The sequence below is a fragment of the Methylophilus luteus genome (assembly GCF_042676265.1).
Lineage (GTDB): Bacteria > Pseudomonadota > Gammaproteobacteria > Burkholderiales > Methylophilaceae > Methylophilus > Methylophilus luteus.
In genome coordinates this window covers 330,017-350,279 of the sequence record NZ_JBHTKB010000001.1, presented here as the reverse complement: position 1 = coordinate 350,279, position 20,263 = coordinate 330,017, and the positions used below count along the sequence as shown (strand labels likewise).

Annotated in this window: 19 protein-coding genes; 5 read left to right on the top strand and 14 right to left on the bottom strand. The window is 56.1% G+C overall.

Annotated elements, in window-relative coordinates; genetic code table 11:
* Nucleotides 1–195 precede the first annotated feature (195 nt).
* On the top strand, nt 196–495 hold the full coding sequence (locus ACFQ1Z_RS01490; RefSeq protein WP_379054930.1) for a DUF2934 domain-containing protein: 300 nt from the start codon (nt 196–198) through the stop codon (nt 493–495).
* A gap of 30 nt (nt 496–525) precedes the next feature.
* Here the strand turns inward: ACFQ1Z_RS01490 and ACFQ1Z_RS01485 are convergent, their stop codons facing one another.
* The 8 genes from ACFQ1Z_RS01485 to ACFQ1Z_RS01450 all read right to left on the bottom strand — a co-directional run bounded on the left by ACFQ1Z_RS01485 (nt 526) and on the right by ACFQ1Z_RS01450 (nt 7,083).
* Entirely contained in the window at nt 526–1,530 is a 1,005-nt protein-coding gene (locus ACFQ1Z_RS01485; protein WP_379054928.1) for a trypsin-like serine peptidase, read from the bottom strand.
* A gap of 38 nt (nt 1,531–1,568) precedes the next feature.
* Nucleotides 1,569–2,045, bottom strand: a complete 477-nt coding sequence (locus ACFQ1Z_RS01480) for a hypothetical protein (RefSeq protein WP_379054926.1) — start codon at nt 2,043–2,045, stop codon at nt 1,569–1,571.
* A gap of 220 nt (nt 2,046–2,265) precedes the next feature.
* Entirely contained in the window at nt 2,266–2,826 is a 561-nt protein-coding gene (efp, locus tag ACFQ1Z_RS01475; RefSeq protein ID WP_055829430.1) for an elongation factor P, read from the bottom strand.
* Between the two features lie 43 nt (nt 2,827–2,869).
* Entirely contained in the window at nt 2,870–4,018 is a 1,149-nt protein-coding gene (earP, locus tag ACFQ1Z_RS01470; protein WP_379054923.1) for an elongation factor P maturation arginine rhamnosyltransferase EarP, read from the bottom strand.
* Between the two features lie 147 nt (nt 4,019–4,165).
* Complete coding sequence (locus tag ACFQ1Z_RS01465; RefSeq protein WP_379054921.1) at nt 4,166–4,669, bottom strand: hypothetical protein; 504 nt, start codon at nt 4,667–4,669, stop codon at nt 4,166–4,168.
* 360 nt (nt 4,670–5,029) lie between these two features.
* Nucleotides 5,030–5,644, bottom strand: a complete 615-nt coding sequence (locus ACFQ1Z_RS01460) for a superoxide dismutase (RefSeq protein ID WP_379054919.1) — start codon at nt 5,642–5,644, stop codon at nt 5,030–5,032.
* A gap of 31 nt (nt 5,645–5,675) precedes the next feature.
* Nucleotides 5,676–6,167, bottom strand: a complete 492-nt coding sequence (locus ACFQ1Z_RS01455) for a hypothetical protein (protein ID WP_379054917.1) — start codon at nt 6,165–6,167, stop codon at nt 5,676–5,678.
* Nucleotides 6,168–6,180: 13 nt separating this feature from the next.
* On the bottom strand, nt 6,181–7,083 hold the full coding sequence (locus tag ACFQ1Z_RS01450; RefSeq protein WP_379054915.1) for a ZIP family metal transporter: 903 nt from the start codon (nt 7,081–7,083) through the stop codon (nt 6,181–6,183).
* Nucleotides 7,084–7,318: 235 nt separating this feature from the next.
* Between ACFQ1Z_RS01450 and ACFQ1Z_RS01445 the strand changes: the two genes are divergently transcribed.
* Nucleotides 7,319–7,981, top strand: coding sequence for an OmpA family protein (locus ACFQ1Z_RS01445; protein ID WP_379054913.1), 663 nt, complete (start codon nt 7,319–7,321; stop codon nt 7,979–7,981).
* Between the two features lie 76 nt (nt 7,982–8,057).
* Here ACFQ1Z_RS01445 and ACFQ1Z_RS01440 read toward each other — a convergent pair whose 3' ends face one another.
* The 5 genes from ACFQ1Z_RS01440 to greB form a co-directional block, all read right to left on the bottom strand.
* Nucleotides 8,058–8,450: a hypothetical protein gene (locus ACFQ1Z_RS01440; protein WP_379054911.1), complete on the bottom strand. Its 393-nt coding sequence runs from the start codon at nt 8,448–8,450 to the stop codon at nt 8,058–8,060.
* The gene (locus ACFQ1Z_RS01435; protein ID WP_379054909.1) at nt 8,450–8,782 is read right to left on the bottom strand and encodes a heavy-metal-associated domain-containing protein; all 333 of its coding nucleotides are present in this window, start codon (nt 8,780–8,782) and stop codon (nt 8,450–8,452) included. The genes ACFQ1Z_RS01440 and ACFQ1Z_RS01435 overlap by 1 nt, the downstream gene beginning before the upstream one ends.
* Nucleotides 8,783–8,808: 26 nt before the next feature.
* Nucleotides 8,809–9,483 (bottom strand): hypothetical protein, encoded by a 675-nt coding sequence (locus ACFQ1Z_RS01430; RefSeq protein WP_379054907.1) that lies wholly within the window; start codon nt 9,481–9,483, stop codon nt 8,809–8,811.
* A 90-nt stretch (nt 9,484–9,573) separates the two neighbouring features.
* Nucleotides 9,574–9,945 (bottom strand): hypothetical protein, encoded by a 372-nt coding sequence (locus ACFQ1Z_RS01425; protein WP_379054905.1) that lies wholly within the window; start codon nt 9,943–9,945, stop codon nt 9,574–9,576.
* 57 nt (nt 9,946–10,002) lie between these two features.
* The gene (gene greB, locus ACFQ1Z_RS01420) at nt 10,003–10,485 is read right to left on the bottom strand and encodes a transcription elongation factor GreB (protein ID WP_379054903.1); all 483 of its coding nucleotides are present in this window, start codon (nt 10,483–10,485) and stop codon (nt 10,003–10,005) included.
* A gap of 256 nt (nt 10,486–10,741) precedes the next feature.
* On the opposite strand from greB, the gene ACFQ1Z_RS01415 reads away from it, so the two are divergent.
* Nucleotides 10,742–13,267, top strand: a complete 2,526-nt coding sequence (locus tag ACFQ1Z_RS01415; protein ID WP_379054901.1) for a methyl-accepting chemotaxis protein — start codon at nt 10,742–10,744, stop codon at nt 13,265–13,267.
* A gap of 222 nt (nt 13,268–13,489) precedes the next feature.
* Here the strand turns inward: ACFQ1Z_RS01415 and ACFQ1Z_RS01410 are convergent, their stop codons facing one another.
* Nucleotides 13,490–13,861: a hypothetical protein gene (locus ACFQ1Z_RS01410; protein WP_379054899.1), complete on the bottom strand. Its 372-nt coding sequence runs from the start codon at nt 13,859–13,861 to the stop codon at nt 13,490–13,492.
* Between the two features lie 204 nt (nt 13,862–14,065).
* Between ACFQ1Z_RS01410 and ACFQ1Z_RS01405 the strand changes: the two genes are divergently transcribed.
* Together ACFQ1Z_RS01405 and ACFQ1Z_RS01400 are read left to right on the top strand one after the other, a co-directional pair.
* Nucleotides 14,066–16,861, top strand: coding sequence for a PD-(D/E)XK nuclease family protein (locus tag ACFQ1Z_RS01405; RefSeq protein ID WP_379054897.1), 2,796 nt, complete (start codon nt 14,066–14,068; stop codon nt 16,859–16,861).
* A gap of 2 nt (nt 16,862–16,863) precedes the next feature.
* Nucleotides 16,864–20,259 (top strand): UvrD-helicase domain-containing protein, encoded by a 3,396-nt coding sequence (locus ACFQ1Z_RS01400; protein ID WP_379057150.1) that lies wholly within the window; start codon nt 16,864–16,866, stop codon nt 20,257–20,259.
* Nucleotides 20,260–20,263: the final 4 nt, after the last annotated feature.

Sequence of the window (20,263 nt, the reverse complement as noted above, 5' to 3'; positions counted from 1 at the left end):
TTGCGGGTGCGCATGCACTACATCATAAATAGCCGGGCTTGAAAAGGAAAGATTCCTCTATCAAGCAGCGAACTAGTCATTAATTTCACAGTCAGCAGCTTTAACGGCTTGACGGCAAGTGTTACATTTTAATAAGATGATTCACATGAGGTCACAAGCCTCACACTTTTTTTCACTCTTGATCAAGGAGATATGATGGCCACCAGCAAAACCACTGACAACGGCACTGAAAAACCTGCCACCAAAAATGCCGCTGCAAGCAAAGCAGTCGCAGCCAAACCAGCCGCCAAAAAGACTGCCAGCAAGGCAAGCGCTAGCAAGCCCAGCAGCACCAGCAAGAAAAACAGTTCCCCCGCTATCGTCACCAGCGCCAACCGCCTGCAGATGATAGAAGTCGCGGCATACTATATTGCCGAGAAACATGGATTTCACGGCCCCAGCTCTGATCATTGGCTGGCGGCAGAGAAACAGGTCGATAGCAACCTCAACGCTTAAACTGTTCAGCAAGCCAGGCAAGCCTGGCGCTCAGTGCTGGCGGTTATAGGGAAACAGCGGTGCCGAGGTAAATTGTATATCGGCACCGCTATGTTGCGCGTATTGTAAAAACCCCAGCACTTCCGGATGGCTCAGGCGCAAGCCGTAGGCGATATAAGGGTATTCAGACAGCGGCACCTGCTTCTGGAAAAAAGGCCAGTGCGGGCTTGGGTTATAAAAGCGCTCGACCAGGCTGGTGATGCCCAGCAACTCGTATTCACCGCGTGCGTTGAGCACCAGCCATGGGCCACCAGAGTCGCCCACCGTAGGCATGGCGATGGTGTGATCATACTGGTCCATTTCATTGAGCCGGTTCACTGCCAGCAATGCTTTTTCGGCATGCACCAACTCCTGGGTATAAGCAAACTGGGTCTGCGCCTGCAGATGCAGCATCTCATCCATCTCGCGGTAGCTTCTGGGCAACACCTGGAAGAAGTCAGACAGATCGCGCACCGGCTTGCGTTCGCCGCAGCGCGGGTGCCTGGTGTCTGCTTCACCATAGCCGCGCCCGTAGCCGCAGATCATGATAGTTTCAGGCAAGCTATCATCCAGGCGTATACGCAAGGGCTGGATAGGGCTGACTATTTTCGCGTCGAACACCAGCACCGCCACATCCTGGGTCAGGTCTTCGGATACCTTTTCAAACGGGCGGTAAAAAGCCTGCTTCAACGTGATGTCCTCTATGCCCAGCAGTTCAGGCTGCGCGATGGAGAGCACTGGCAGATCGGTGGGGCCGCTCACCCTCACCTCTTTCAGGCAATGTGCGGCAGTGAGCAGTGTCAGCGGCTTGCGGCCGACGATGGCGGCGCTGCAGATAGAATCGTAGTATTCCCACTTTTCCACTGACTGCAAATAATGGGCATGTTGTATGCTGAGTTTGACGGTGGAAATGGCCATGCCGGGAAAAGTCAGCCCATGGATCAGGGCTTGTGTGGAATGCCCTATGCCCAGGCCCAGACAGGCCACCAGCAAAGGCATGGTGCGCCTGATCAACACGAGTCCTGATTGCCACATGCGACGCAAGCGCTGAACGCTCAGGGCAGGCTTCTGCTGGCGTTATTCTTTAACTCAACCGGGCCAAAGCAGGCCTCCAGTGAAGGGTTATCGTCGTCACAGGAGATAAAACTGCGCCCATCCGGCTGAAAAAGCACATAACTGGTTTGCTCGATGTTGATCTCTGAGGTCTGCCGGGTACAGTCCAGCCCTTTATTACTCAGGGTGACGCGGTGAGTGAGTTTGAAGAATCCCTGACTATCCGGCTGTGGCGTGACCTCGTAGCGCGCTTCGAGTTGCTCATCGCCACTGGTAAACACCGCCGTGCCATCTTCCTTGAACCAGTAGGATTCCAGGCAAGCGCTGCCAGCGACTTTAGCTTCCCAGTAACCGACCAGGGGGTGCTTGAGTGAGCGTGCGTCTGTGTCGGCCACAGATATGGAACAGAGAGTGAGCCCGACCAGGCTTAGCACATACATGACAAAGACACGCTTGTTGCTGACTTGCTGATGACGCATTGCAACCCTCCTCAAAGTGAGATGATGTAAAGCTGTCAGCGATTGTCAGTTAAAAAAATCATTCCAGACAGTGAATGTTTCCCGATAATCCGCGCAACATTTCCCTAAACATGCCCCGTTGGGCAGTGCAGCACAATGAAAGTGCTGCACAATTAAAAATGCAGCCCAACAAAAAACCCCGGGCAAGCCGGGGTTTGTTTAATGCTGTTAAGCGTTGTGATTATTTCATCACACGGTTACGGTATTCACCAGTGCGGGTATCGATCTCGATCTTGTCACCCTGGCTGACGAACAATGGTACTGGGATCTCAAAACCGGAAGCGATCTTCGCTGGCTTCATCACTTTGCCTGAGGTATCGCCTTTAACAGCTGGCTCAGTGTAAGTGATCTCACGCACCACTGTGGTTGGCAGTTCGATAGAGATCGCTTTGCCTTCGTAGAAACGCACTTCACAGGGCATACCATCTTCCAGGTATGGCAACGCATCTTCCATGAATTCTGCATCTACGTCATATTGGTTATACTCGGCGTCCATAAACACGTAGGTCGGATCGGCGAAGTAAGAGAAAGTCACTTCTTTCTTTTCCAGTACGATCACGTCAAACTTGTCCTGAGCGGCATACACGTTTTCGCTAGGTGCCTCAGTCAACAGGTTTTTCATTTTCATCTTCACGACCGCTGAGTTACGGCCGGATTTGTTGTATTCGGCTTTCACAACAACCATAGGATCATTACCAATCATGATCACGTTGCCTACGCGTAAGTCCTGAGCGATTTTCATACTAGAGCCTTTAAATTGAATTTTTGGATAATAAAGCGGCGCATTATACCCGATTTGCGCGCAATTTCTCAATAAAAATCACCACCTTAGTGGCCAGGTCTGGCTGTTGCGATAACTGGTTTGCATAGTGTTGCGCATGCTGCAACAGAGCTTGCCGGTGCTCAATAAAGCTATTCCAGTGGGCAGTCGTCCACTCACCCGTCGCCCAGGCCTGCATCAGCGCGCGCGGTAAGTCTTGCAGCTCATCACTGGCGGTTGCCAGATAGTGTTGCAGAAAAGCTGCCAGCTTTTGCAGGTGGGTGTCCTCCGCTTGCTGGTAAGGCAACCAGACCATGGGTTTGGACGCCCAGATCGCGCGTACCCAGCTATCTTCCCCGCGCACGAAATTCAGACCACACAACGCCAGCAACAGGTCATAGTCGATCTGCGATAAAAACGGGATCACCGTGATGTTGCAGTGTTGATGCTGAATGACCTGCCCTGCCGTCAACGCTTGTGACGCCAACGCTTGCTGAACCAAGCTTTGCTGACTTAGCGCCTGCGCCACCAGCGGTGCCAGCGTTTCCGGCACGATCAGCCTGACCGGTTGCGGTGAAGCCGCCAGGCTCGCCAGCAAGGCTGACACCGGCGCATGCGCGTAGCAGAACAATGACACATTGATCGCCTCTGGCATGGCAGTTAAACCCAGATGCTGCCAGGCGGCGGTTGCTGATCGCCCGGCTTGCTCAGCCAGCTGTGGCAGAAACTGTTCACGTAACAAGCCGCCAGTCTGCGCGTCGAATCCGGGGTAAAAGAAATAACGATTCAAACCATTGGCTTGCGGCGAGGGTCTGCCATGAAAGCCGCTGACCCAGTCTTCGGCGGATAAATAGTCTATATTCAGCCACACTGTGTTTACCGACATTAGCTGCTGATAAGCAGGCGGCAGGCCACAGCTAAAGGTCTCTAACACCACCTCAGCCGCGTGCGAGAAACTGGATGCTTCGGTCCACGGCATCAAGGTGACTGATTCATGCCCTGCCCCAGAAAATCGGCTGGCCAGCGCTATATCATCCACCCACAAGCGGATCGCTATCGCATGCTCATCTGCCAGCTGGCAGGCCAAACGCCAGCTGACGCCGATATCGCCAAAGTTATCCACCACACGGCAGAATATGTCCCAATGGGCCTTAGGTGAGTTTGCAGCAGGCATGTGTGGTTTAAATGAAACGCTTAAACAAGGAGGGTAAAAGTGCGCAATAGTGTACCTGAACCACTGGCAACTTAAATCAGTTTCTAGAGGTCAGTTTACAGCGGGCGAGTTTTCAGCAGGCTGAATCCGCTAATGTGACCAGCGACATCAACCAGCGTATGCAGTCGCCATTTCGCTGGTTTTTAACCAGGTCAGTTGCAAGGCCTGGGCATCGATAGCGGCGCGGTGCTGTTCTAGACCAAATGCATCGCGTATGCCCTGCTTGGTGTCATGCCACACTGCTTTCTGATCAGCGCTGAGCAACACGCCTAGATCTTCAAGTTTGAAAGCCGGGCTCATGCCGGCCGCTTCATACAGACTGTGCAGCCAGACAAAATCCTGGTACCAGCCATCGGTATACACGGTCTGCCCGGCGAAGGTTTTATTGAGGTGGATGGCGATCTCGCGCGCAGTCTGGCCGTGTTGCTCCAGTTCCTGGCGTGATTGCTGATGCAATTTCTCCGCTTCATCATCCCAGTGCAGCCATTCTGCATGCGGCTGTACCTGCGCGCTCCAGACATTGCCGGCGGCGTCTATATAGCCTATCTCTATCGGGTAGCTGCCTACGCCAAAGCCTGAAGCTTCAATATCCAAAATGATGGGAGGGTTCATGAGTACATTTAATGCCTGAAATCTGTGCAGCCTGAATGGCTCACTGCTATGAGTGACTGTCATTCAGCACAGATAATTCAACCACAACTTGCCTGATTACTTGATTAAGGTGGGATTATACGCATTCATACATCGCTTGATAGCCAAAAAATCATGTATTTTCAGTCGCTTATCATGCTTTCGCCTGCTGCGCTTCAACATCAGGTTGCCTTCGTTGCGTGTCTACACCTTTATTCACCGCTAGCCGAAAGCCTGCCCAGGGGCGGGATGATGCCTGTCATATATGATAGCGTTATGACAGGCATACCATGCAGCTTGCGACCACTGGCATAGGCCGCAAGATGAGCTACACGGCCAGCATCAGGCCTGCTTAGTCTCCAGCCAGCGACGTTCAACTTCAGCCCAGTTGATCACATGGTAAAACGCGGCGATGTATTCCGGGCGTTTGTTCTGGTAGCGCAGATAGTATGCGTGCTCCCACACATCCAGGCCCAGGATGGGGGTGTTGCCATGCATGAGTGGACTATCCTGGTTGCCGCTGCTTTCCACCAGCAGTTTGCCTTGCGGGTTGACACTGAGCCAGGCCCAGCCACTGCCAAAACGGCTGATGGCCGCCTGGGTGAATGCGGCTTTAAAGGCATCCAGGCCGCCGAGGTCACGCTCTATCGCTGCCAGCAAGCTAGCGCTGGGCTGGCCATCAAACGCCGGCGTCATCACACTCCAGAACAGCGAGTGATTGGCATGGCCGCCGCCCTGGTTGCGCACAGCGGTCTGCAGCTTTTCAGGCAGGCTGTCAAAGCGGCGCAGCAACTGCTCTACCGGTTCTTCTTCCAGGCCTGAGCCAGCAAGTGCGGTATTCAGGTTATTGATATAGGTCTGGTGATGGCGCTGATGGTGTATCTCCATGGTTTGCGTATCGATATGCGGTTCAAGCGCATTCACGGCATAAGGGAGAGGCGGCAGGCTGTGGGGCATGGTATTTCCTTTTATGTGTAGAGTAAAAAAATCAATGCAGGTGTGAACCGGCCAGGCCAGGCTCGTGCGTCATCTGCGCAGGTGTTTGTGTAAGTGCTTGGGTACGTGCAAGACAGGCCTGGACCAGCGGTGAAACGCGTGAGTCATGGCCCTGGCTATGCGCAAACTGGGTCAGTGCGGCATAGGTTTCGCGCTGATGGCGGCAAGCCGCTGCACGCAACGCCGGCTCGGCAGCCGGATGACAGCTGCACATCAGCAGCCGTTCGTGGGCCATGCACAGCGTGTCAGCCGCCTCGTCACTACGCCCCAGGCGCTGCTGGGTATCGGCCAGGTTGAGGTAGCTGACCACCAGCGCTGCCACCGCATTGTCAGGCGTATCCCAGTCTTCAAAGTGCTGCAGCAGCATGCTGCGCGCATGCTCATAACAGGCCAGCGCCTGCACATAAGCACAGGCATGAAAATGCGCATTGCCTTCATGCGTCACTGCTTTCCAGGCATGGCAAATATCGTTTTGCTTCATCATATTGCTGGCTGGTTCAGGCCAGGGCGGTGTCCAACATCATCATCAGTACAAAGCCGACCAGCAGGCCGGTAGTGGCGAACAGTTCGTGCCCCTGGCGATGTGATTCCGGGATCACCTCATGGCTGACCACGAACAGCATGGCGCCGGCGGCAAACGCCAGCCCCCATGGCAGCATGGGCTGGCTGTAGATCAACACCGCAGCGCCCAGTACGGCAGCGACAGGCTCCACCAGGCCGGATGCGGCACCCAGCAGTGCCGATTTCCATTTGCCCATGCCTACACTGCTCAGCGCGAGCGCGACCACCAACCCTTCCGGCACGTCCTGGATGGCGATGCCGGTGGCCAGTGCTGCTGCGCGCGCGGCGTCATTGCCGGCAGCAGAGACACCGATAGCCAGGCCTTCAGGGATGTTGTGCAGCACGATGGCAAATACGAATAACCACAGCCTGCGTATACGTTGCGCACTTTCTGTGCCGGCACCACCAAAGAAATGCTGGTGCGGCAAAGTGCGTTCCAGCAGCATCAGGCAAGCCGCGCCTAACAATATGCCGCCACCGGTGATCATGGCAGCGCCCCACGGACCATGGCCCTGCTCCTGCGCAGATGCCAGCGCCGGTATGATCAGTGAAAAACAGGTTGCAGCCAGCATCACCCCGGCACCAAAACCAAGCAGGGTATCGTGTATGCGACGGCCAGGCGCACGCGTGACCAGCATGGGCACCACGCCCAGCGCAGTGGCGAATGCCGCGATCGCGCCCGATGCCAGAGCGATACGCAAGGTAGGCTGCCTCGCTATCCAGCGCCACGCTTCATTCAGTAAAAACAGGCTGGCGGCCACTGTTACTGCATAAGCGACAGAGCGCAAACCCAGGCTGGCTGCCGGCCTGGAACCGTTCTTTCGTAAACTGGAGTGCATGTCTGACCCTTAAGTAAGATGTCCGAAAATGTATACACATGGCGTGCATAGTATCTTCTAGTTATTCATTATAAATACGAATCATTATTATTCGCAATAAATATAAGTTTTAAAGCATGTACAAAAATCTGACTCCATGCAGCAAAAAAAATTCGTCAGCGGGCAGCGGCTGACTGAACTTAGCGGCCGTATTCAGGACCAACAAAAGTCACAAACACTTTCCCCGGGAGGAAAAATGCATAAGATAGTTACTGTTTCGCTGTTGAGCACTGCCATCGCTTTATCCGGTTGCGCCAGTATGACTGAAACCCAGAAAGGTACCGCCAAAGGTGCTGGTATAGGCGCTGCGGCAGGTGGCGTCGTCGGTGCCCTGGCCAATGGCGGCAAGGGGGCTGCGATAGGCGCAGCTGTGGGCGCGGGCGCTGGTGCCATTGCCGGCAATATCTGGTCAAGAAAGATGGAAGCACAGAAACAGGAGATGGAACAGGCCACCGCAGGCACCGGGGTGGCAGTGACTAAAACCAGCGACAACCAGCTTAAGCTGGAGATCCCCAGCGACATTTCGTTTGACAGCGGCAAGTCCGATATCAAACCCAACTTCCGCCCTATCCTGGATAAATTCGCCACCGGCTTGCAAACTAACCAGGCCGCACGCGTGACCATAGTCGGTCATACTGACAATAGCGGCTCGGATGCGGTGAATGACCCATTATCAGTGAATCGTGCCGCCAGTGCGCGCAAATACCTGACCGAGCGCGGCATTGCCACCAGCCGTATCACTATTGATGGCCGAGGCTCGCACGAACCGGTTGCCGCAAATGACAGCGCCGCTAACCGTGCAAAAAACCGCAGGGTAGAGATCTTTGTTGCCGAGCCCGACCCGGCCACGCCGCAATAATTTCAGCAGCGCACAAAAAAGCCGACCTCAGGTCGGCTTTTTGTTTTAACAAACGTGCTCAGCAAACGCTTAAACGCTAGGCTATCAGCAGCGGCAACACAAACGCAAACAGCGCGCCCACCACGAATAAAGCCAGCGAAAACAGGTACAGCCACAGGCTTTGTCTGCGTGTTCTTGTGCATAGGGCGGCGAGTGCCGGGTCAGCCGGGCAAGGCAGCGAGCGGGCCCGCCATTGCAGGCAGCCCGCCAGCAGCAGCATGGCGGCGGCCACGCCGAACACCAGCGCTTTATGCTCGCTGATCCAGATCAGTTGTGGAAACTGGCTGATCAGACTGGTCAGCGTCGCCACCGACCCGATGGCCACCAGCGTCGCTGGCAATGCGCAACAGATCAGGGTAGAGCCGCTGGTGAACAGTGACAGAAAGTTGAGCCGCCTGGACACCTGCAGGCTATCGATCTCGGTGGCCATCACTTGCCGCCTGCTTTTGCCACCTGCGCTTGTATCTCTGTAAGGCTCTGGTTCACGCGCTCTATCTTGCTGACCGAGTAGCCGGCATCCTGAATCACCTTATTAAAGCTTTCATCAGAAACATCTTTGCCGTCTTTCAACTGCAAGGCCACCACGCGGCTTTTCAAATCGACAAAAGCGCCCTGCCCTTCTGGCAGTGCCTTGAGCTTTTTCTCTATGCCCTTGGCACAAAACGCGCACACCATGCCATTGACTTCGGCTTTGATGGTGGTCACCGCAAAAGCGGTAGGTGCCATGGCAGATAACATCAGGGCGATCATAATTTTTTTCATAGTTATATCCTTTAAAAATGAGTTGGTTAAAACACAAACATGGCATTCAGGCGCGGCGCAAAGCCTTCTCCCTGCCATGGATTGGTCACACCGAATTCGAGAAAATAGTTTTTGTTGATCAGGCGTAATGCAGGCGTGAGCTGCAGGCCAGGATCGTTATTGCGCATGGTTTTGGCTTCGATGACGAACCACGGTTGGGTCTGGTCAAAGCCGGTCTCATAAAACGAGAAACCGGCCTGCACCGCCGCAGTGTCATAGTTCATGCCCGGCGCCCTCACCATGCGCGCCTTGGCCAGGAAATACAGCCGCGTCGATTCCATATCAAACTGCAGGCTGGGCGTGTAGGCAAAGCCATCATACTGGCCTCTGGCCTCACCCAGGCTGCCGTTAAACCAGATATTGGCTTGCGCGGCAGGCAGGTTCCAGCGTTTGATCAAACCGGTGTAATTGATCCCGGTAATAGTGGTCGCCCGCTCGCCTTTACCCGACATACGCATCTGCTCAACGCCTATGGCATGCCCGAGTGCGGGCGAGTAGTTCAACATCCATTCCTGGTTGTAGCGACCGATCTCGGTCATGAGCATGGCGCTGTCTTCAAAGCCCATCAGTGCCGCCGCCTGGGCTGGCAACGCTAACTGGCTTAAAAACAAGGCGCCCAGCGAGAAAACGCGAAAAGGTGCGCTCGAAAATTGCTTATACATAAACCCTCCATATGCAACTAGTCAAAAACGCTTTAAAGCAAAGCGTGATTTACATGGCAGACAGATCAACAGACGGATCTGTCCTGCCGGCTAGCCGGATATGGGTGGTTTAATGGCGGGGGGATAGGAGAGTGAATGTACAGGTGCGGCCAGGAACAAGGGCGCAGCCGAACCTGATGCGATCAGCAGTAACTGCGGCAAGGCATGAAAATGCGCGACGCCGCCACTGATGGCGCAGTACCCGCATACATCACAATGATGTGGCTGCGGCGTGCCGGTTTCGCTGGATTTTTCAGCAGCCTCTGTTGCATGCTGGTGGCAAGGCATTTCACTGGCAGCTGCCTGCGCATGTGCCGCCAGCGGCTGCAACTGCGACAGCACCATTTGCATGGACATGACGTGCGCAGCCATGCCCAGGCATGGCAACCAGCAGATCAGGAAAATGCAAAGACGTTGTTTCATGGCGACAGTATAGAGAGACTTCGGTTATTTTAGTTCAAAAGTCGTGCCGTCAGGCGCTTATTCATAACGGATATCAATGATTTCGTATTCGGTTTCAGCCGCCGGGGTGACCACACGCACCGCATCACCGAGATTTTTGCCCAGCAAGGCTTTCGCCATAGGTGCCACCCACGAAATATAGCCTTGCGTAGGGTCCAGCTCATCCTGGCCGACGATGCGGATCACGATCTCGCTGTCATCCTCAAGGTTGAACAAGGTCACCCAGGCACCAAAAAATACTTTTTCTGTATTGGTTTGCGTGCGGCTGTAGACGATTTCGGCTGACTCCATACGCTTGGTGAGAAAGCGGATGCGGGAGTCGATCTGGCGCAAGCGCTTTTTACCATAGATATAGTCACCGTTTTCGCTACGGTCGCCATTGCCCGCCGCCCAGCTCACTACGCGCACCACTTCAGGCCTATCGACCTTGATCAGGTATTGAAACTCTTTTTCCATCGCGGCGTAGCCTTCCGGCGTGATGTAATTCTTGTACTCTGCCATTGATTACCAGCTCTATCCAGGGTCTGCCCTGCTGTTGTTGATTCCAGCACTGCACATGATACAACGTATTGGCGTTTTCGCCTGCCGGCTCATGCACAGCCAGCGCCGACTATGAAGTTTTTGTGAAGCTTTTATTTTTGCCTTCAGTTACGGCTTTTTCTTGCGTAATTCACATGTGAGCTGCGCAAACCTCAGCATAAGGCAACGCCAGTCGCACTAGTTTTATTAGTCATTCAAGCATTATCTAGAGGAATTCATGAAAAAATCCATCGCTCACCTCAACGTGGGAACCCGCTTGTTCTTAGGGTACGCATTACTGATCCTGTTTACCGCTTTGATTTTCGCCATTGCCTGGCGCGGTTTCAGCCAGATACACCAGACCTGGCAGCATTTTGAGAACACTAACCTGGTCAAACGCACGCAGATTGAAAATGCCAGCAAAGGCTTGAGCGAAGGTGTGCACCACTTTAAGAATTATGTGTTGCGTGGCGGCCGCGAAGCCAGCAAGTTCCAGCACAGCATGCAGGACATTGAACAGGCGATGGCGGCTTATCAGGCAACCGGCGAGATTAACCAGCAGGAACAGGAGATACTCGGCAATATCGCACTCGGCCTTGCTACTTACCGCGCCGCGATCGCCCGTTGCGAGGAGCTTAAAAATGGCGGTATGAACGTCACCGAGATAGACGCGACCGTGAAAGGGGCAGACAAGCCACTCAACCACTCGCTCAGGTTGCTGATGGATATGAATATTGCCGGTGTCAGCGAGGCTTCCAGCCAGTTTGCCACCACCATCGCTGCCGCCAACAAACAGATAGAGACCGCTTTGCTGATCGCGGTGATCATGGCGATAGCCATCGCCTGGAAAATGACCCGCTCTATCACCCACCCGTTAAACCAGGCGTTGCATTTATCGCACCAGATCGCCAACGGCGAATTCGTGACCCATGCTACGCCCACCCGCGATGACGAGACCGGCAGGCTGCTCAACGAGATGCAACGCATGCAGGCGACCATACAATGCATAGTCGAATCGCTGAATGAGATGTCCAGCAAGCATAGCGTCGGCCTGATAGACCACCGTATAGACAGCCAGCAATTCAATGGTGCCTACCAGCAACTGACCGAGGGCATCAACCGCATGGTAGAAGAACACATCGTGGCGCAGACCAAGTCACTGCAGATAGTGACGGCGTTTGGCGAAGGTGATTTCAACCAGCCGCTGCAAGCGTTTGCCGGCCAGCGCAGCTATATCAACCACAGCATAGAGCAAGTGCGCCACAACTTTAAGCTGCTGATAGAAGATGTGCAGACCTTGTCGCGCGCGGCTGAAAACGGCCAACTGAATATACGCGCCGATGTGTCGCGCCATCATGGCGATTTCAAACAGATAGTCGCCGGCTTTAACCAGACGCTGAACGCAGTGGTAGACCCGCTGAAAACCACCGCGCGTTACCTGGATGAAATGGCGGCCGGTCATATCCCCACCCGCATAGAAGAACATTTTGTCGGTGATTTCAACCTGGTGCAGACCAGCCTGCAGCATTGCGCAGGTGCTATCCATCAATTGATCGCCGATGTACACCACCTGGCTTCAGACGCACAGCAGGGCCAGCTGCATACCCGGGTCGATATAGCAGCGCATGCCGGTGATTTCCGCAAGATCATACACGGTATCAACCAGACGCTGGATGCAGTGGTCTCGCCTTTGAACGTGGCCGCCGATTGCGTCAAACGCATCGCTGCCGGTGATATCCCTGAGCCTATCCATAACCAGTACCACGGTGATTTCAAAGTGTTGATCAACAACCTCAACACCTGCATAGCCGCCGTGAACCACCTGGTGGAAGACACCCGCCAGATCGCCGGCGAGGCGCAGCAAGGCCAGCTTTACAGCCTGGTGGATGTCACCACCCACTCTGGCGACTTCAGGGAAGCGCTGCAGGGTTCGCAAGATATCCTGCAACGCATGGTAGCGCCTATACAGACAGTCAAAGTCGCAGCCGAGACCATACAGGTCGCCGCGGCCGAGATCGAAAAAGGCAATAACGACCTCTCCCGCCGCACCGAGACCCAGGCCAATGCCCTGCAGGAAACCTCCACCAACCTGGAAACCCTGACCAGCAACATCAAGCAGACCGCAGACCACGCCCAGCAAGCCAACCTGCAGGCTAACCAGGCCAACCAGCTGGCCTTGGCTGGCGGCGAGGCGTTCACTGCCCTGTCCAGCACCATGCAGGCCATCAACCACACCTCGGCGCAGATAGAGCAGATCACCGGCGTGATCGATAGTATTGCTTTCCAGACCAATATCCTGGCGCTGAATGCCGCCGTCGAAGCCGCGCGTGCCGGCGAAGAAGGCCGTGGCTTTGCCGTTGTCGCCGGCGAAGTGCGCAACCTGGCCAAACGCTCTGCCGCCTCGGCCAAAGAGATCAAAGAGCTGATTGCCGCCTCTGTCTCGCAAACCAGCGACAGCGCCAGACAGGTCAGCCGCGCCGGCCACACCATGCAGGAGATCGTCGGTGCCGTACAACAGGTGTCACACAGCATACAGGCGATCTCCGAGGCCTCCATGCAGCAAAGTAGCGGTCTGGAACAGATCTATGAATCCATGACTTCCATAGACGAGACCACCCAGCAGAATGCGGCGCTGGTGGAACAGGCCGCCGCTGCGGCAGAAAGCATGCTGGAGCAGGTGCATACCCTGGTAGCGTCTGTGAACCAGTTTAAAACCGATGCTTATGCCACAGACAGCAGGCCAGACTTGCGCCTGATCGCCTGATTGAAGGTTCGCCTGATTGAAGGTTCGCCTGATTGAAGGTTCGCCTGATTGAAGGTTCGCCTGATTGAAGGTTCGCCTGATTGAAGGTTCGTCTGATCCCAGGTTCGTCTGATCCCAGGTTCGTCTGATCCCAGGTTTGTCTGATTGCGGCTTGTCTGATCACAAGCAGTCCCACAAATAAAAATGCTCCCGGTCGGGAGCATTTTTTTGCCGGCGAAACCTCTATTTTTCGTCCTCTATCTCTTGTGCATCATAGACATAATGGCTGGTCTCACCAAAACAGCTGGAAGGCACGCCTTTGTGCTCTTTGTATAACAGCCTGGCCCGCTCACCCGCCAGCCGGTTCACTTTCTGCACCACCGCCGGGTCACGCACGGTGAAGTAGAATTTTTCGGCCTGGGTGCCGGGGATGGTGACCAGCACCAGCTCGCCTTCCCAGGTTTTGCATATCCAGCCTTTATTCGACAGCTTTTGCACATAGCCTATGCGCTCGCCATAGGAATACACCCAGTTCAACGATGCCCAGGTATACAGCGTGAAAAAAACCAGCGGGAACAGGATCAGCCAGAATATTATTTTTATAAATTTCCCCATATTTGATATGCACCCAATAAAAGTTGTTAGAATCAGCTAGCGTCAGGCTTGATATTACCTGAGAAATTCCTGGCATGAACAATGATATTCACCACGCAGCTGTAGCACGGTGCAGGTTTGCGTTTTAGCGCAACGACAAGTTGAGCCATATAAACTGTTAATCATGCTTGAAACTTAATTCATTACACTTTGATTCTGCCCCGCATGCATTCCCAGCCCCCAAAAAACCAGCATCAGGCAAGCCAGCACCAGGCAAGCCAGCGTCTAGAAAACCAGCGTATAATCTTATGCGCCTCCGCGCGCCTGGCACAGGGCATACGCCAGACTCTGCAACAACAGTTCCAGCAACAAGGTTTATCACAGTGGCAGGCCGTCGAGGTTTACCCTTTGCAGGACTGGCTGAACCAGCTGACCGAACATGCCATTCTGTGCGGGCAGATTGAAGTCTCTGATGCTCCGCTGGGCATGCTTTCCGCCACCCAGGAAGCCTTGTTGTGGGAACAGGCCATCAATGCCAGCCTGAGCCGCCACGAAGCGGCGTCACTGTTCAATACCAATGGCCTGGCCAGCGCCGCCATGGAGGCCAACCGCTACCTGATAGAGTGGAATATCAGCGTGGATATGGACACTGCCACTGAAGAGACGCGCCAGTTCATGCACTGGCGCCAGCAGTTCCAGGCCTTGTGCAAACAGAGTGGCTACCTGGAGAGCGTACGTTACCAGACCTGGCAACTGGAGCAGTTACAGCAACATGCTTACACGCTGCCCGCCCAGATACAACTGGCCGGCTTTGACCGTATCAACCCGCACCTGCAGGCATTGATCAACCTGCTGCAGACGCAAGGGGTGAGCGTGAGCACCTTTGACATGGGTGTCAGCGCGGATGAAGTCAAACGCATGCAGTTTACCGAAACCATGGACGAATGCCGCGCCGCGGTACACTGGGCGCAACAGCATCTGGCAAATGACCCGCAGGCCAGGCTGGCGATCGTCGTGCCTGAGCTGGATAGCCTGCGTGACACCCTGGCCCACCTGCTGGACGATGTCTTTCACCACCAGGCATTGCACCCGGCGCATGCCGAAACGCCGCGTTGTTATGAGTTCTCGCTGGGTCTGCCACTCAGCCGCTGGCCGCTGGTGGATAGCGCACTCAGTTTGCTGCGGCTGGCTTTGCAACAATCGCCTTTCTCGCAAACCGAGCTGTCTGCCTTGCTGGGCAATGTCTACTGGTCACAGGCACAATACGAAGCTGATGCGCGCGCCAGCCTGGATGCCGAGATGCGCAGGCAACTGCCTCTGCAGGTAAAAGCGACCACTTTTTTGCGCTTTATCGAGCGTAAACAGCACGATATCCACCCGCTGCTCAGCCCGGCACTGTACGCTGACCTGCACGCCCTGCTCACGCTGGCAAGACAAACACCGCGTAGACAAGTGCCTTCAGCCTGGGTGCAGAGTTTTAACCAATTGCTGCAGGCCACGCACTGCCCGGGCGAACGCAGCTTGTCCAGCCATGAATATCAATGTCAGCAGTCTTTGCAGCGCGTACTCGGCCAGCTGGCCGCGCTGGATGCCTGGTTAGGCGCCATAGATGCCATGTCTGCCCTGCAGCGTTTATCGCAGTTGTGCCAGGCGCAGATCTTCCAGCCGCAAACGGTGCGTGCGCCGAATATCACGCTGATGGGCATGCTGGAAGCTTCGGCCCAGCCGCTGGATGCAGTGTGGGTGATGGGCATGAATGACCATGTATGGCCACCGTTGTCGCGCACCAACGCCTTGATCCCCGCCGAGCTGCAACGCCAGGCGGCGACGCCGAATGCCAGCAGTGAGGTGCAGATAGCATTTGCCAGCCAGATACACCAGCGCCTGCTGCGCTCGGCCAGGCAGGTGATCTTTTCCTATGCAGAGCGTGAGGGTGACCGGCTGTTGCGCATCAGCCCGCTGATACAGTCTATCGCGCAAACCGACGCCAGCCCGCGCGCAGCCACCCTGGCCGAAACCCTGGCGCAGTCCGCCAGCCAAGACTGGCAATGGCTGGATGACCAGCAGGCGCCCGCCGTAGAAGACGGCGAACATGTCAGCGGCGGCACTGGCCTGTTGCGGGCGCAGGCGCTGTGCCCGGCCTGGGCGTTTTACCAGTACCGCCTGAAAGCACGCAAACTGGAAACGCCGCATAATGGTCTGGACGCCATGCAGCGCGGCGACCTGATACACCGCGTGATGGCGGCCTTCTGGGCCCAGCAATCGGTTGTGGATTGGGCTACCGTGCAGGCAGAAACGCTTAAAACCCAGCTCGAGCAGATCGCCACTGCGGTGATAGAAGAATTCAACCAGTCATACTCGCAACCGTTCTCAGCAGTGTTCTGCCAGCTGGAAAGTGAACGCCTGAGCAAGCTGGCCCTGACCTGGCTATGGGAAGTCGAACGCGAACGCCCGCAAGCCTTTGAAGTGACGCTGACCGAAGAAAAATTCACGCCGCTGATAGAGGGCATACAGGTCACCCTGATCATAGACCGCGTTGATATGCTGGCAGATGGCAGGCTGGTGGTGATCGACTACAAAACCGGTAGCGCACCGGATTATAAAAACTGGGCCAGCGACAAGATCACCGAGCCACAACTGCCTATCTATGCCGCGTTTATCCTGCACGACGCCGACATCGCCGCGGTCTGCTTTGGCAAACTGCGGCTGACCGATGGCGGCTTTACCGGCGTGGCGGCTGAAGATGACATCGTCACCGGCATCAAAGCCTATAACCACGAAAAAAACAAATTATTCGATGCGCAAGAATTCCCCGACTGGCCATCCATACTGCAACACTGGCGCAACCAGATCACCCGCACCGCACAGGCCCTCAAGGCCGGCGACGCCGCGGTGGTGTTTGAGGCTGAGCAGGATCTGGATTATTGCGATGTGCTGCCATTATTGCGGCTACCCGAGCGGCAATTGCAGTTCGAGCATAGCCAGCATCGTCAGCCTAAGCTGCATGGTGGGCAGGCATGAGTATGAGCATGCCAGCCGAAGACCTGCAGCAAGCACTGGCCAGCGATACGGCCAACCGCCAGCGCGCGCTGCAGATAGAATCTTTTATCGTTGAAGCGCCCGCCGGTGCCGGCAAGACCGAGCTGCTGACGCAGCGCGTGCTCAAGTTGCTGCAGACCGTGCAGGCGCCGGAAGAGATCATAGCTATCACTTTCACCAATAAGGCAGCGTCTGAAATGCGTGCGCGCATACTGGATAGCCTGCAACTGGCTGCGGCAGGCGTGCCGCCGGAAGCTGCGCACAAACAGGTCACCTTTGCCTTAGGCCAGCAGGCCTTGCGTCGTTCTGCCGAACTCAACTGGCATTTGCTGGAAACGCCGGCCAGATTGCGTATTTACACCATAGATTCACTGTGTGCCAACCTGGCGCGGCAAATGCCCCTGTTAAGCCGTTTTGGTACGCAACCGGCGGTGACAGAAGACGCCTGGGCCTATTACCGCGAGGCCGCCGGCCAGGCATTGCAGACTATGGATGATGAGGTGCTGGGTGCACCGGTACGGCTGGTATTGCGCTACATGGATAACGACCAGTCACGGCTGGAAGGCCTGCTGATGGCGATGCTATCCAAACGCGAGCAATGGCTGCATCTGAGCCAGAACGGCAATGACAATAAAACCGATGCTGCCAGGCTGGCATTGCAACACCTGGTAGAAAGCGAACTGCAGCAGGCAGTGCAGGCATTGCCAGGCCGTACCCAGTCGGCGATCATGCCTATCGCGCGTTATGCCGCCAGCCAGCTGCCGCCTGAGCATGCCATCGCTGCCTTAAGTGACTGGCAACAGCCATTCACTGCCGATATTGCAGACCTGCCCGGCTGGCGTGCACTGGCCGAGCTATTGCTGACCAGCAGCGGTGGCCTGCGCAAACGGCTGGATAAGAATATGGGCTTGCCCGCCACCGATGAAGCCAAGCCTTACAAGCTGGCCCTGACCGAGCTGCTGGATGGTCTGGCGCAACACGGCGACAGTGAGGCCAGCATCGCCCGCATCCGCATGCTGCCTGACCCTGACAGTGAAGACGATGCCATCATCCAGGCGCTCAGCCAGTTACTGAATATCGCTGCGGCGCAGTTATGGCTATGCTTTCAGGCACAAAATGAAGTCGATTTTGTTGAGATCGCCCAGCGCGCCCTGGCGGCACTGGTGGAAGGTGGCGTTGCCAGCGAACTGGCCATGCGCCTGGATTACCGTATCCAGCATCTGCTGGTCGATGAGTTTCAGGATACCAGCCCCATGCAGATAGACCTGCTCAAGGCACTCACGCGTGGCTGGCAGCCCGGCGACGGCCGCACCCTGTTTGCGGTGGGCGACCCCATGCAGTCTATCTATCGCTTCCGTAAAGCCAATGTCGGCCTGTTCCTCAATGTGGCGGTGCATGGCATAGGCGATATTGTGCTCACCCCGCTCAAACTGTGGCGCAACAACCGTTCGCGCCCGCCGGTGGTGGACTGGATCAACCAGACCTTTAAAGGCATGCTACCGGCCAGGGACGCACCGCAACAAGGCGCTATCGCTTACCGGCCATTCGTGGCGACCAGGGACGATGCGGAAGGTGCCGGGGTGTTCGTGCACCCGCTGTTGATGCCGGTGACTGATAGCGAGGAAGCGCCTGCCGACCTGCGTCATCTCGAAGCCGAGCAGATCATACGCATCATACGCGACACGCGCGCGCATAAACCGCAGGCCACCATCGCCGTGCTGGTGCGCGCCCGCCGCCACTTACACGCCCTGGTCAGCGAAATGCGCCGCAACCATAGCGAACTGAGTTTTCAGGCGGTAGAGATAGAAGAACTGGCCAACCGCCAGATCGTGCAGGACCTGCTGACCCTGACCTATGCCCTGCACCAGCGCGCAGACCGCGTGCATTGGCTGGCGCTATTGCGTGCACCCTGGTGCGGCCTGACGCTGGCCGACCTGCATGCCCTGATAGGCCAGGACAGCCAGCGCAGCGTGATGCATCTGCTCGGCGACGACACTGTGCTCGCCAGGCTCAGTGCAGATGGCCGGCAGCGTGCGCTGCATGTACATGCAGTTATGCAGTCTGCGCTGGAGTGGCGCGGACGGGCCAGCGTCAGCCGCTGGGTGCATAACACCTGGTTACGGCTGGGCGGCGCGCAATGCCTGTGGGATGAAAACGACGTGCAGGACGTGCAGGCCTTTTTTGCGCGTATCGCCGCGCTGGAACAACATCAGCAGTTTAGCCCGCAAGCCCTGGCAGAAGATGTGAAAAAACTCTATGCCGCCCCGGACGCCAAAGCCGATGCCAGCTTGCAGTTCATGACTATACATAAATCCAAGGGCCTGGAGTTCGATACTGTGATTTTGCCCGGCCTGGATGGCGGCAACCCGCCGGATGATGCCAAGCTGGTGATCTGGGAAGAAGTGACCCTGGCCAACGGCGACAGCGAACTGGTGGCTGCGCCCTATGTGCCCACCGCCAGAAAACGCCAGCAGGCCGCACTGGGCAACACTGCCGGGGTCAGCGCCTATGACTATCTGAATGACCTGGACAAGACCCGCGCTGCCTATGAAGACGCCCGCGTGTTATATGTGGCGGCGACCAGGGCCGAGCGCCAGCTGCATTTACTAGGTGCCGCCAGACCGGATAAGAACGGCGACCCGCAACCGCGTAAAAACACCTTTCTGCATTTGCTGTGGCCTGCGGTGAGCACATGGTACACCACCGAGCACGACCTGGTAGCCCGAGCCCCTTTGGCGCAAACCGATGCCGAGCTCAGGCACTTTATCCCTAAACTGATACGTGTGCGGCAAGCCGAAACCCCGCCTGCCCTGCAAGTTATAGCCAGCGAGACCAACGCCAGCAATATCCCAGCGAAAGCGGACACCACCATCGCCGGGCTGGAAGCCGACATAGGCAGCCTGGCCCACCTCTACCTGCAACTGATCGCCGGGCAAGGTCTGAGCCGCTGGGAATATAGTGTCAACAACCAGTTCCTGATGCATGCACCGGCCATGCAACGCTGGTTCAGACAGCGTGCTTATAGCGACAGCGAGGCCACCCTGAGCGCAGCAAAAGCAGCCGCACTATTGACCACCACCCTGCGCTCCGCTGATGGGCAGTGGGTATTACAGGCACACGACCAGGCAGCTTCCGAGCTGGCCATAGAACAACTGGCAGATGGCAAGAAAGTCATAGACCGCACCTTTGTGGCAGACGGCGTACGCTGGATCATAGACTATAAATCCATGCCGGTGAGCCCGCAGCAAGACCTGCAGCTGGCGGCTGAACAGTTCAGGCCGCAGCTGGCCGCCTATGCTCAGTTATTCGAGCAGGCTGGCCTGCCGGTCAGAACCGCCATCCTGTTTTTAAGCGCAGGTAAATTGATCACGCTAGAGTAAGGAA

Bases quoted from the DNA above. Each gene is read 5' to 3' on its own strand.
- ACFQ1Z_RS01490 (WP_379054930.1), top strand. From the start codon at position 196: ATGGCCACCAGCAAAACCACTGACAACGGCACTGAAAAACCTGCCACC.
- earP (WP_379054923.1), bottom strand. From the start codon at position 4,018: ATGCCTGCTGCAAACTCACCTAAGGCCCATTGGGACATATTCTGCCGT.
- efp (WP_055829430.1), bottom strand. From the start codon at position 2,826: ATGAAAATCGCTCAGGACTTACGCGTAGGCAACGTGATCATGATTGGT.
- ACFQ1Z_RS01405 (WP_379054897.1), top strand. From the start codon at position 14,066: ATGCATTCCCAGCCCCCAAAAAACCAGCATCAGGCAAGCCAGCACCAG.
- ACFQ1Z_RS01425 (WP_379054905.1), bottom strand. From the start codon at position 9,945: ATGAAACAACGTCTTTGCATTTTCCTGATCTGCTGGTTGCCATGCCTG.
- ACFQ1Z_RS01400 (WP_379057150.1), top strand. From the start codon at position 16,864: ATGAGCATGCCAGCCGAAGACCTGCAGCAAGCACTGGCCAGCGATACG.
- ACFQ1Z_RS01455 (WP_379054917.1), bottom strand. From the start codon at position 6,167: ATGATGAAGCAAAACGATATTTGCCATGCCTGGAAAGCAGTGACGCAT.
- ACFQ1Z_RS01410 (WP_379054899.1), bottom strand. From the start codon at position 13,861: ATGGGGAAATTTATAAAAATAATATTCTGGCTGATCCTGTTCCCGCTG.
- ACFQ1Z_RS01415 (WP_379054901.1), top strand. From the start codon at position 10,742: ATGAAAAAATCCATCGCTCACCTCAACGTGGGAACCCGCTTGTTCTTA.
- ACFQ1Z_RS01445 (WP_379054913.1), top strand. From the start codon at position 7,319: ATGCATAAGATAGTTACTGTTTCGCTGTTGAGCACTGCCATCGCTTTA.
- greB (WP_379054903.1), bottom strand. From the start codon at position 10,485: ATGGCAGAGTACAAGAATTACATCACGCCGGAAGGCTACGCCGCGATG.
- ACFQ1Z_RS01460 (WP_379054919.1), bottom strand. From the start codon at position 5,644: ATGCCCCACAGCCTGCCGCCTCTCCCTTATGCCGTGAATGCGCTTGAA.
- ACFQ1Z_RS01465 (WP_379054921.1), bottom strand. From the start codon at position 4,669: ATGAACCCTCCCATCATTTTGGATATTGAAGCTTCAGGCTTTGGCGTA.
- ACFQ1Z_RS01430 (WP_379054907.1), bottom strand. From the start codon at position 9,483: ATGTATAAGCAATTTTCGAGCGCACCTTTTCGCGTTTTCTCGCTGGGC.
- ACFQ1Z_RS01480 (WP_379054926.1), bottom strand. From the start codon at position 2,045: ATGCGTCATCAGCAAGTCAGCAACAAGCGTGTCTTTGTCATGTATGTG.
- ACFQ1Z_RS01435 (WP_379054909.1), bottom strand. From the start codon at position 8,782: ATGAAAAAAATTATGATCGCCCTGATGTTATCTGCCATGGCACCTACC.
- ACFQ1Z_RS01450 (WP_379054915.1), bottom strand. From the start codon at position 7,083: ATGCACTCCAGTTTACGAAAGAACGGTTCCAGGCCGGCAGCCAGCCTG.
- ACFQ1Z_RS01440 (WP_379054911.1), bottom strand. From the start codon at position 8,450: ATGGCCACCGAGATCGATAGCCTGCAGGTGTCCAGGCGGCTCAACTTT.